Origin of the sequence: Lewinella sp., from assembly GCF_050633125.1 — a bacterium.
GTDB lineage: Bacteria > Bacteroidota > Bacteroidia > Chitinophagales > Saprospiraceae > Lewinella.
Window position 1 is genome coordinate 109,638 of record NZ_JBOEFX010000050.1, and the last position, 11,895, is coordinate 121,532.

Consider the following 11,895-nt stretch of genomic DNA (forward strand, 5'->3'; position numbering starts at 1 on the left):
CTGTGTTGAAAAATAGTCAGGTGTATTTTATCACATAGTCAGATAGTTAGGGTTTTGCTCGTCTGTGGAGGTTTTGTCTCTGTGTTTAAAAGAGGATACTAGGAGCATTTTTTAGAAAAAAAAGTCACGTTTTGCGCTTTTCTGGCTTATATAATAAAACTATATAAAAGTGAGAGCAAGTAAAAAGGTATTAGACGAATTAACTTATCAAGTTATTGGAGCAGCAATAGAGGTTCATAAATCATTGGGTCCTGGGTTGTTGGAAAGTGTATATCACCGTTGTTTGGCAAAACAACTTAGTTTACAGGGGCTGTCCTTCTCATCAGAACACCTTGTGCCAGTTCATTATAAGGGCGAAAAATTTGACACCCTACTTCGTTGTGATTTCTTAGTTGAAGACTTATTGATAGTGGAAATAAAATCCGTTGCGGCCTTTGCACCGATATTTAATGCGCAGCTACTCACCTACATGAACCTTCTCTGCAAGCCTAAAGGCTTACTCATGAACTTCAATGTGGTTAATATTTTTCAGGAGGGGCAGCAGACGATGGTGAATGAGACTTTTCGAACCCTGCCAGAATTATAATAGTCATTGACAAAGATCACCATTGTCTTTGATTCTCGTCATACTGTTGTGTAGGGCATTACTTCATATTTGTGTTAGCAGTCGGGGATATAGTAATATCCATGATTGCCTAAAGGAAAAACCAAGCATAAAATGAAGAAAAGAACTCCGGTTTCAAAAATAATGACCAAAGACCTCATTAGTGTTAATTTATCTAATGATGTAACTGATGTAGTAGACATTTTCAAAGAGAAAAATATTCATCATATCCCAGTTGTATCAGGTGATGAATTGATAGGAATGATTAGCAAGACAGATATTGACAGGATTTCTTACGTCAACTCCTATGCTAGTAAAGCCGCTAATGCAGTGGTATACGACATGCTAAAATTAGAACAAGTAATGACTTCCGAGCTGGAAACTATTCAAGCAGAAGATCAGATTAAAGAAGCTGCTGAATTGTTAGCCCAAGGAAAGTACCACGCACTTCCTGTAATGGAAGGCAAAAAAATTACTGGAATTGTGACCTCGACGGATGTTATTAAATACCTCTTGGAGCAGTTCTAAAGATATTTCACATCTGTGATTTGAGCTTTTTTTGATTAAGGATTGTTAGTTAGGAGCCTGGTTTGATGGTGTTACCATCGGCCAGGCTTTTTTGTTTTTAGGAACCTGACTTTTAGTGTTTTTTTGTCAGTTCCGCCTTGGGTTTGCGGGTACCTTTAGGGGGGCTAAAAATCTATTTAGTATGAAAAAAACGTTGAACCTTTTTGTTGTCTTGTCCTTTGTTGGTTTTCTTTTCGGACAAGAACCTGTTTACTTAACCAATGGAGATTTGAGTGCTCAGTTCACTTCTAATGGTGCAACTACTCCTTCTAATGGTGCTTTCTTAGAACTGGACAAAGAAGGGCAAAAATTATCTCTGATGTATGAAGTTGGGCTGTTTGTAAGTGGGTTTGATCCCGCTGGCAACCTCAAAACCTATACAACCAGAGGGACGGAAGTCGAATCGGGTATTATCGGTGTTGATGCAACTATTACTATGCCATGGCGAGTAACCAGCGATCAAGTGGCTGCTCATTTAGCTGACTTTATGGATAATGGTACCATTGATGACCCTATTTCCGCGATCTATGCTTGGCCTGGAAATGGTAACCCTGATTTTGAAGAATACAATGGTTACTCTTTAGGTTTGGATAGTGGTGTAGCTGTTGGGCAGTTTTGGGACGGCAACCTGAACGGTATTTATGAGCCCTCTCAAGGAGAGTATCCCGCTTATTTTACGCAGGGCTGTGGTAGCAGTTTGGTGGTGCCTACGGAAATGCTCCTATATCCTTTTGCATTATCGGCAGTCGGTAGCGATAATTTTGAGTCTGTTCAAGTTTATTTGACGGCATTTAGGTTCGGTTGTACTGAGGAGGAGGGCACTTTAAATAATTCCTTGTTTTTGAGTTACAGGGTAGCTTTATTTCCCTTAGAGTTTGGTGCTGAACCATTGGATAGTACCTATATAGGTTTCTTTATCGATGGGGATATTGGCTGCTATGCTGATGATTACGTCGGGACATTTCCTTTGCGGAATTCGGTCTATTTTTATAATGCCGATCCTTCAGATAGTAACTGTGATCCCATTGAAGGGTTTGGTGCAAACCCAGCAGTCGTTGGGATCGATTTATTACGAGGCCCTTTAAGTGATACAGGAATTGAATTGGGGTTAACAAGTGTAATGCCGCTGACGAATGCTAGTGTTAGTCCTGGTCAACCATTAGCCACAACAGATTATACTAATCCAGTGAGTCTTAGGAATTATTTAATGGGACAATGGTTAGATGGCCAGCCTCTTTTAGATGAAGGGTTTGGTTACGGAAGTGGTAATCCGGCTAGTTTAGCTTTCTCTGGTGATCCTGTTCAAGGAACAGGGTGGACAGAAATAGGCGAGAACAATACACCTGGAGATCGTAGGGCTATTATGTCAAGTGGGCCGTTTGTATACGAGTTAGGAGCCATCAATGAATACCTACTTTCGTTTACTTTTAACTATGACCCTTCCTCCGGGCATCTAGCGCAAATCAATGGTTTACGTGATCGCATTGATGTTCTTCAAAGTTTTTTTGATAATTGTTTCGACACCGGAAGTTTATCCCCCGGTGATGGGTGTACCCTGTTGGTGACCGAAGTAGAGACGCCTCTAGAACAAACAAATAACCAACTTGGAATTTATCCCAATCCTACCCAAACGGAGGTAACTATTAAATTCCCTGCTCTGGAACAGGGTATGCTTTCTGTATATACCGCCGATGGGCGGCTGCTCCTTCAAAAACGCATAAACTCTGACATTACTACTTTGGATTGTAGCCAGTGGCCGTCAGGCCTGTATTTGCTACGCTGGGAAGGCGAGCACCAGGTGCTTGCACAGAAGTTACTCGTAGATTGATAGATGATGCGGTATTGGCACAAAGCCAACTTCACTCATCGGAAAACGCATCTCCGGTGGGTGAAGGCCGCTTCTATTTTTGATTGATTATTTTCAGCAATGCTGTAAAGTGGTCATTGAGCGGGGTAGGGATGCCGTATTTCTTGCCTAGTTCACTAATTACCCCATTCTTTGCTGTGACCTCTATCTGATTTCCTTTCTGTCTATCATTGAGCATAGAGCTGCCCTTCTCAGGAGGGTAGTGCCTTGTTTTTTCAATCTCCTGCTCTAGATAAGTTTTCGGAATCTTCGCACCATCGGCTTTCGCTACCGCCAGGCCTTCTTTTACCAGTGCTCGAAACAGTTCAACGATATCCTCTTCTCTGAAAACCCTGCAAGGTTGCCCACTCAAGCAGGTGATAGCCCCCAGCGCGGCACTTGCGGATAGTTTTTCCCACGAGGTGGTTTTGAAATCAGATACGACTTCAATAGTCATGGCAGTTGAGGGGAATAAGGCCTGGAACTCTGTCGCTAACGCGTGGGGCGGAATCATCAATCTTGCTACCTGGAACTGTTGATAGCCACCATCATCAGCCAATTGTGTAGGACAATCAATAAGGCATGGCATTAATTTACTCAAAGAAGTGTAAGCTGATAGAGGTGCTGTAAGTTGCAGCCCGTTACGAATAACGACAACCTTGGTCTCAGGGCCGATCAGGTGCTTGAACCACGCCGAAGCGCCAGGATAATGATAAGTTTTTAAGCAAATGACGAGCCAATCCAGTTGAATAGGCTGAGGATGGAGGATGCACTTTATCCCATGATCAAGCTCTTGGCCATCAGGGAGTTGAATTTGTAGTTTTTTTCGTGGAGAACGATTGAAAAAATACAATCGGATTCCTGACTTTTGGAATAATTGAGCACCGATAACGTGCCCAATTGCACCGAGGCCAAGTATTCCTACTTGTTGAGTTTTAGTCGACTCTTTCAAAGCATCCAATATCAGGCATGGCATCACGAGGTGTCCCTAAAAGATCAAGAGGGAAGGCTGGTAATACAGCTCCTCTGCCTTGGGCAATCGATAGGGTGTCGAGTTGGTAGTCGTCCTCTGGGCGGTTCAGGAATAAGGCATCATCTTGGTCGCCGTTAACGCAGTCGAGACAGTAAGTCGAGAAAAAATCGCTGTATTCTCCATCATTACGGGTAAGAAGTTCATCTACTCTTACCAAACAATGATCCATATCCAATTGCATTGTTTCAGGCGCTGAGCGAGCGGTGAAATCCTGAATGATCACCTCGTCTCGCCGAGAGCCAAAGAAAATACAGTTGGTGATGGCCGCTTCCAGCGGATTAACATCAAAGCTTGAACAATCTTGATTGTAGCATTGGAAGTTGGTAACGGCTAAAGCCGACGCATCTACCCCATAACTAGCAACGGTGCAGTAATCAAATTGGTAACTGCCGCCATGGGTTAACTGTATAGCATTAGCACCATTATCGTACAGTAGGCAATTGTCAGCAATAATTTCACTGTGTATGCCAAGAATTCCACTGCTAGAGGTGGTGTGAATTTGCACATTAGTAAGGCTTACTTCCGCTGCAGAGTCGGCATAAACACCGAAGATGCTGTTCTTTATCGTCGTATGTTCAATGATGTTACCTTGGCTCTCTCGCCCGATGATGATCCCTAGCCACTGCCCCGGTTGCTCAGAGAAGCCTTCTTCCAGGCGGTCTCCTTCAATGGTAATGGGAGCCTCGCGTGTACCTGCCAGGTGTAGTTGCCCCTGCGGAAGGGTAAATAAAAAACCGTCGTTAAAGACGCCTAGTAGTTCATTTTCTGCTAGTCCGCCATGTACATAAATGTGGGTGCCCGCAGTTATTTCCAGCAAGCATTCATCGATGAAAATTTCGCCGTAGATAACGTAGGGGAGGGGGCTGTCCCAGGTAATGGTCCCGTTGTCGCAACTCAGTACGACTGGCACACCTTTGTTGTATCTGCTAGGGAAGTAGTTGGCGTTTTGCCCCCAGGCTTCTAGTAAAACAGACTGCTCTTTGTTGCCTGTTTTTACCACCAGGCGATCTTCAATAACAAATGGACTAGCAGACAATGGTGCATCAGGGTCAATGGTTACTTCTACGAATACATAGATCGAATCGTTGTCCCAAATAATCACATCTTCTACTAATGGACCGGGCGTACCATCTGCATTAAATACGAAACTCACCCCGGTGGTGCCATCGACATAAATTTCATCAAGTTTAATAGGGCGGTCATCTTCGTTGTGAATTTTGACCGAACGGGTAGCCGAGCCCAATTCCGTGAAAACGGTATCAAAACGCAAGGTGTCCAACTCAAAACGGATATTGACGCCGTCTCCAGTCAGGAAATCCTCATCAGGGTCACAGGAAGAAAGCGAAATAGCAGTGGCTACAACCAGCGTAAGCAGTGCCCAAAACGATAGCGAAGATAATTTCATAGTAGCTTAACGTAATTATCCTGCAAAGATGCTACAAGTCACGCAAATTAACGAATCCTCTTACCAAAGGATATATAACTGTCGGGTACCACTCATGTTGAAGGAAAGAGTTTTTCTATTGCAGCCTCGCGATGCTTGAAAATATCCCCGACCATGCGTTCTACAAAAAGCCAGTTGGCAATAGCACCAATAGGGCCGAAAGGTACCTGGTAGTGTAAAATGTCGGTCATCTCTGTACCTCCTTCTACCGCTTTGAAGTGGTGCTGGTGATGCCAAAGTGCATAGGGGCCTACACGCTGGTCGTCAATAAAGAATTCGTGCTTCCGAATTTGGGTGATCTCCGTCACCCAGTTCATCGGAATGTTCAAGATTGGGCTAATTTGATATTGAATGATCATTCCCTGATACATTTCTTGGCCTTCAATAGGACTCAGGATGTTGAAAGAAACGTGCTCGGGTGTCATCTCATTCAGGTTCTCTGGGCGAGAAAAGAATTCCCAAACTTCTTCTAAAGGTCGGGGGATAGTAAGGGTAAAGCTTTTTCTCTTTGGGCGCATGGGGAGTTGGTATTAATAAACTTGATATTAGGTAACTAATTAGCGCTAGTATAACTGCAAATAGAAAGGATGGTTTAGGGAAATCAGAAAAATAAGAGGAGAGTACTGAAAATACATATATCGAAATCTTAATATGTTAAAAAAGCTTTTTTTGGTAACACGGTTGGCATATACATGAATATTTACCTATATTTGTACAGTAAGTTGTAAAATACTTACGATGTTTTAATCCCAATAACGATCCCATGAACGATTTAACACTTCCATACCAGGTTGTTTATACTGGTATTATATTTCCAGATTTAAGTTAGCTATTTGCGCTCCACAGTTGTCACTGTTTGGGGCTTGACTTGTTTTGGAAATAGCAACTATCTCACCGGAATTCTCAGGGCTTCATTGTTGGTAAAAAGAATAATACTGCTTCCATTAGGAAGCTCAGTGTAAAGATGCAAGTAGGTTTGTAAAGGGTTTCTCATACAGAGAATTTTCGGAGAGCGGACATTTGGTCCGCTCTACTTTTTTGGCTTAGAATCACCTCGTTGTTTTTACTACTCTACTTTTCAATGTGCTGAAATTTCAGCGATCGTTACCTCATTACTGCTCCCTTTCGTTACTGTTCATTAGCTACCTCTTTGTGAATTAAAGGGGTGGTCCCAAGCATTTTTGTTTATAAACGATTGTTACTTTTTGAAATGTGTTCGTCTACAAGTAGTGCTTACGAACCGGTTTGTGTTAAAAACATACCGTTTGTACTGATCGATTGTCCGTTCCTGGGTTTTTGAATGGATGTTTAAAGCACTTCCAAACAAATGAACATGAAAAACACATTTTTACTCTTGGTAGCAATCTTTGCTACACTAGCACTTACGGCTACAAATTATACTTCGGTTATTGATGGCGATTGGGATGATCCTAATAACTGGGACCCCATAGGTGTGCCCAATGTGACCAACTCAGCGGCTTGGCCTGGTGATAATGTTATTATTGAACACGCTATCACTTATTATGGAAGCCTATCTACTCGAAAGGAATCGTCTATCGAGATCAGAAATGGGGGTGGACTTAGCGTAACCGGTACGCTGGATATTGCCAATAGCAACCCGTCTAGCTTTAATCTTCTCAGCGGGGGACTGCTGAGCGTAGGAAACCTGACAGTGTCTACTTGCTGTAACACCGTGTCCTTAAATGGTACAGTCATTACGACAGATTTTTCGTTTCCAGGTTCAAAAGCGGTGACGATAGGCGGTCAAATGATAGTCAATGGCAATTTTAATGGTGGTACAAACAGCCAAATTAACTTTACGAGTGGTAGCCTCACAGTAGCAGGAAACACCACACTGGGAGGCAGCTTAAACGTAACAGTAGATGGAGGTGCTCAGCTTGATTTCGGAGACCTCACGATCACGGGAAATGCCGATGTTATAGGGGTAAATAATGGCGGAGCGATTGGCTTTAACACGCTAACGATGTCCAATAGTTCAACCACTATTCAATGTGTCAATAACAATTGCAATTACAACAGTACCACTGGTCCGCCACCCAATCCATTGGATTTGATAACGGGGGCTCAGGTTTTACCGGTAGAGTTATTGGATTTTCAAGCTGCCTTAAAAGAGGATATAGCACTCCTTAATTGGACGACTGCAACCGAAACCGATAATGACTATTTCCTTTTGGAGCACAGTGCAGATGGAAAAAACTTCACTACAATTGGGACCATTCCTGGTGTTGGCAATAGCAATACCCCTGTTAATTACGAATACACCCACGATAAAATGGCCAGCGGCAATAATTATTATCGCTTGTGGCAATACGACTACGACGGTAGTAGCTCAATGCTAGGGCTGCGCCAATTAAGAACACAATCATCGACGTTCACGGTAGCGGGTATTAGTCCCAACCCTGGCGTCGCAGGGCAGTCCCTTCGTTTGGATATGCCGGCAAACATAGACCGTACACAAATGCATTTGGTGAACAGTAATGGTCAGTCTTGGTCACTACCTTTTGCCGATGGCGCGCAGCAAGTAACTCTACCGGCACAGTTGCCCAGCGGTATGTATTACCTGCGTGTGCAATACAGTGGTCAGTCACAAACAATTCCAGTGGCAATTATTGGAAACAGATAGAGAACGAGAAGCTGTGGCAAGAAGTGAAAATATTAGCCCCAGTGAAACCTTTAAAGAACTAGGCACGTAAACAGTATCAAGTGAACATGACCTTTTTGAAACCCAGATCAGTACTAAAGTACTTGATCTGGGTTCTTTTTTTGCTCTAATCTTCGTCAATGATGGCATCATCAATAATTTCATCACCATCACCGTCCAGGTCGTCAAAGCCCGCAGCTTTACCATCGCGTTTGCTGGCTTCATGATCGGGGTTGGTGCCGATAGTCATGTCTTTACCTCCTTCATTGTGGTAATCGCCTTTGGCAAAGCGTTCCGCACGGGCAAAGAAGTCGTCCTTGCCATCAAGCAAGGTCTCCTTGGTGTTTTTTAGTGCATTGTCTGCACGCTCCTGCGCTTGCCGAGCAAGTTCTTCGGCTTTTTGTTGAGCATCTTGAAGGCTTTCACGGTCAACGGCATCCTGGGCACGCTCTACCATATCGGCAGCTTTGTTGGCCAAGTCGCCACCCAACTCTTTAGCCTTACCAAAAATCTTGCTGCCTACATCCAACACTTTTTCGCCCACATCTTCCGATAAGTCCATCACCTTTTTACCAGCTTCGCCCGCAGCATCCAATGCTTGAGCACCAGCTTTAGCAGCAGCATCCAGGGCCTGATCACCAGCCTGTTCCAGGGCGCTTGGCGTTTTGGGTGGTGCCGGAGGATCCATGACGTCTTCTTCAAAATCAATCGGCGTCGCAGCAGCTCGTGGAGCAGCAGGTTCTTCTGCACTAAACCCCATCGAATCGTCCTCCGTATTGGTTTCCTTGTCTGCTAGCCAGTCTTCAGCTTTAGACTTCAAGTCCCTTCCTTTTTCCATAGCATGTTGGGTCTCTTCCCATACTCGGTCGGTCACATCGTTGAGGGTGTCTTTGGCTTTAGCTCTGGCTTCTGCCGTATTTTCCAGTATTTCTTCGCTGAGTTCGCTGGCTTTATGACTAGCCTTCTCGTAGAGTTCGCTTCCTTTTTCAGTCAACTCTTCTCCTGCTTCTTTGGCCGCTTCAGCTGCTTTGTCAGCGGCTGATTTTGCAATAGACTTAGCACCAAAGAAGATGCGCTTCAAATCATCTTTCAAGCTCATAGGTAGAAATTAGATTAGTTTGAGCTAACAAGATAGCGATTTTTTCAGGCCATCCCCTGAATACCAGGAAAACTTAAAAAAAAATTAAACTTGGAATACCTCCATAAATACCACTAGGAATTCGGTAAAAGAGGCCCCTGCGATTCGCCATTCTTGCCCCCTGATGAAGTACAGTATTTTGTACCATAAGTGGCTAGGTTATATTGTTGTTGAATTGATAAAATGATGATAAAAATTTTGCAACTAATAGCAAACCTACTTAGTTTTGCAATGTTATTTGGATAGTACCCATGAATATTTAAAAACATTTGGAACAAGCACTGTTCTAATCTAAATGGATAACGATCATGTTACAGCGATTAAGTAACCCCAAATCCGTTTTTGCGTGGTGGATGGTCTTAGGACTACTTTTAGGACTTTATTTTGCCCAACTCATTGGCAGTTTTACCGTTGGTTTACCAATGGGTATTGTACTGAGTTTAGTAGTAGGCAAAGCCACCTATCGCATTAGTCGCGGCCTCACGCGGTCAATGCGATAAAGAACCGATCAGGAAAGTTTCTTACCGAGTTCTTTCCTGTTTCTATCAGATTTTCCGCCGCCGGATAGGTGCCTAAGGGCATTATCCGGCGGCTTTTTCATGCCTCCTTCCCTCCTCTTTATACGGGTATCTCACCTCTCCGAAGGCTTGTTCTGTTTTTTTGGGCGTGCCCCCGCCTTTCCTGTTTATTGAGTTTGTTGTTTACGGAGTGGGAGACGTAGTGGTGCGACATCATGATGATGGCGGCGGGGTCGCTCCCTTCTGGGCTCGCTGTCGCTCGGCCTCCCTATGGTCGGTCTCTACCCTGCGGGCAGCCCCGCCAGGCAGCTCACGCATTTTGAGAGGCATGAGGAGGCAAGTGACAAATTAGAATTAAGCGATCATTTAAGGCATCGTTATGGCTCACAAGTGTATAAGGTTAGGTAAGTGTAAGGGGGTAAGAGTGGGGAATTAGGTCTCAGTTGAAAATTCTGAACTTAACAGATGCCACTAGGAATAATCAAACAACCTTTACACCATTCCTCTTTTACACTTTTCCACCCCTTACCCCCTTCTTCCAAACCCTTTTCGCGGTCAACCGCCCTTGCTGGTACAAGATTTCACGATAATCATTGGTTGGAAAGGCGACTATATCGGCCAAGTAGCCAGCTGCCAATACGCCTCTGTCATTTAGCCCCAAGGCACGAGCAGCACGTTGGGTGATGCCTGCCAATACTTCTGCAGTACTTAGTTTTTCAAAGGCCGCTAAAATGGCAGCCTGTACCAATAGGTTCCCCTGCGGAGCGCTCCCAGGGTTCCAGTCGCTAGCAATGGCCATGGCACAGCCAGCGTCCAGTAAACGTCGGGCAGGTGCCCAGGGGCAACCCAAACCAATGGTAGCTCCTGGTAGTACGACTGGTATGGTTGTGCTTTGGGCAAGGCGCTCAATTTCGGTAGTGTCTGATACCTCTAGGTGATCCACACTTAGTGCGCCTACAGCTACGGCTACTTCCGATCCGCCAGCGGTAAATTGATCACCGTGAACCGTCAGTGTAAACCCTTCGGCCTTCAGTGCGCGTAGGTAGTCCAAGGCCTGAGACGTAGTAAAAGCACTCTGTTCAATAAAAATATCAAATCGATCCGCCAGGCCTTCGGCCTTGATGACAGGGACAAGTTCGCGGAGGATAGTCTGCAAATATTCATCGGCTGTACCGTCAAAATCCCTTGGCAGCATGTGTGCCGCCAAGCAGGTAGAGACCACATCTGATTGGTGGGTCTGCCCTGCAGCTTGTATCGCTCGCAGTTGCTTCAATTCTTCGCTGACGGACAGGCCGTAGCCACTTTTTACTTCTACCGTCGTGATGCCTTGCTGCAAGAGGTAATCAAGTCGCTCCAGGGTCAGGGCCGTTAGCTGTTCCTTGCTGGCGGCACGAGTGTGCTGTACTGTGCTCCATATCCCGCCGCCAGCTTTGGCAATCTCCAAATAGGAAATGCCTGCATTGCGTGCCGCAAAGTCCATCGCTCTGCTACCTCCATAGCAGATGTGAGTGTGGGCATCCACCAGACCAGGCATCGCTACCAAGTCTTCCGTAGTTTCGTCTACAATAGCACCTGGATGGTCTGCTCGCAACTGGGCAAAAGGGCCGATTGCTGCTACTTTTTCTCCTTCCACCAGTATGCCACCTTCTTCAATGATCACCAGCTGGTCATCACGAATCGCTCCCCGCTCAGGAAGATTGTCCAAAGGTAAAAGCTGACGAAAGGGGCCGATTAGCGTGGGCATAATGTTAAGTCGTTTGTGTAAATGAAATGAATTGAGTGTGCTACAAATAGGCGTTTAGGGAAGTTTTTTCCTGTCATTTATGGCGGCCAATATCGCCACCATTTTTATTTTTTACTCAATCATCCAATTAGGTATTTATGTTCGACCTCCTCCGAGGTCGTATTAATTCCAAAAATTATTGTTCTACCAATCTATGACCTCTCCGAGGTCAAAATCAAATACTAAGGTATGTCTCAATCATAGCACGGCCCAAGAAGAAGGTGTGACGCTCGCACTTCAAAGTGGAAAGTCTGAGTTCGGAAGTATTCAGCGCACCTCGCACTCCGCACCTTCCTGCAC

At 44.7% G+C, this 11,895-nt stretch carries 10 protein-coding genes; 5 read left to right on the forward strand and 5 right to left on the reverse strand.

All coding sequences use genetic code 11. The annotated features are described in order from the left end of the window. The first annotated feature begins 169 nt into the window (after positions 1–169). The 3 genes from ACRBG0_RS12030 to ACRBG0_RS12040 all read left to right on the forward strand — a co-directional run bounded on the left by ACRBG0_RS12030 (position 170) and on the right by ACRBG0_RS12040 (position 2,999). Positions 170–586: a GxxExxY protein gene (locus ACRBG0_RS12030; protein ID WP_431487134.1), complete on the forward strand. Its 417-nt coding sequence runs from the start codon at positions 170–172 to the stop codon at positions 584–586. Between the two features lie 132 nt (positions 587–718). Next, a complete protein-coding gene (locus ACRBG0_RS12035) occupies positions 719–1,132 on the forward strand; it encodes a CBS domain-containing protein (protein ID WP_431487135.1) in 414 nt (137 codons plus the stop codon). A 181-nt stretch (positions 1,133–1,313) separates the two neighbouring features. Next, positions 1,314–2,999 carry a T9SS type A sorting domain-containing protein gene (locus ACRBG0_RS12040; RefSeq protein WP_431487136.1) on the forward strand — a complete coding sequence of 562 codons (1,686 nt, stop codon included), beginning with the start codon at positions 1,314–1,316 and terminating at the stop codon, positions 2,997–2,999. Positions 3,000–3,072: 73 nt separating this feature from the next. On the opposite strand, the gene ACRBG0_RS12045 is transcribed toward ACRBG0_RS12040, so the two are convergent. From ACRBG0_RS12045 to ACRBG0_RS12055, 3 genes are all read right to left on the reverse strand, one after another. Further along, the gene (locus tag ACRBG0_RS12045; RefSeq protein WP_431487137.1) at positions 3,073–3,969 is read right to left on the reverse strand and encodes a ketopantoate reductase family protein; all 897 of its coding nucleotides are present in this window, start codon (positions 3,967–3,969) and stop codon (positions 3,073–3,075) included. Continuing rightward, positions 3,953–5,455: a right-handed parallel beta-helix repeat-containing protein gene (locus tag ACRBG0_RS12050; RefSeq protein WP_431487138.1), complete on the reverse strand. Its 1,503-nt coding sequence runs from the start codon at positions 5,453–5,455 to the stop codon at positions 3,953–3,955. The genes ACRBG0_RS12045 and ACRBG0_RS12050 overlap by 17 nt, the downstream gene beginning before the upstream one ends. A gap of 92 nt (positions 5,456–5,547) precedes the next feature. Beyond that, positions 5,548–6,012 carry an SRPBCC family protein gene (locus ACRBG0_RS12055; RefSeq protein WP_431487139.1) on the reverse strand — a complete coding sequence of 155 codons (465 nt, stop codon included), beginning with the start codon at positions 6,010–6,012 and terminating at the stop codon, positions 5,548–5,550. Between the two features lie 815 nt (positions 6,013–6,827). Between ACRBG0_RS12055 and ACRBG0_RS12060 the strand changes: the two genes are divergently transcribed. Then, complete coding sequence (locus tag ACRBG0_RS12060; RefSeq protein ID WP_431487140.1) at positions 6,828–8,138, forward strand: T9SS type A sorting domain-containing protein; 1,311 nt, start codon at positions 6,828–6,830, stop codon at positions 8,136–8,138. Positions 8,139–8,283: 145 nt separating this feature from the next. On the opposite strand, the gene ACRBG0_RS12065 is transcribed toward ACRBG0_RS12060, so the two are convergent. Beyond that, on the reverse strand, positions 8,284–9,255 hold the full coding sequence (locus ACRBG0_RS12065; protein ID WP_431487141.1) for a hypothetical protein: 972 nt from the start codon (positions 9,253–9,255) through the stop codon (positions 8,284–8,286). 347 nt (positions 9,256–9,602) lie between these two features. Between ACRBG0_RS12065 and ACRBG0_RS12070 the strand changes: the two genes are divergently transcribed. Continuing rightward, positions 9,603–9,794, forward strand: a complete 192-nt coding sequence (locus tag ACRBG0_RS12070; protein ID WP_020536913.1) for a hypothetical protein — start codon at positions 9,603–9,605, stop codon at positions 9,792–9,794. A 526-nt stretch (positions 9,795–10,320) separates the two neighbouring features. Here the strand turns inward: ACRBG0_RS12070 and hutI are convergent. Next, positions 10,321–11,556: an imidazolonepropionase gene (hutI, locus tag ACRBG0_RS12075; protein WP_431487142.1), complete on the reverse strand. Its 1,236-nt coding sequence runs from the start codon at positions 11,554–11,556 to the stop codon at positions 10,321–10,323. Between the last annotated feature and the right edge of the window lie 339 nt (positions 11,557–11,895).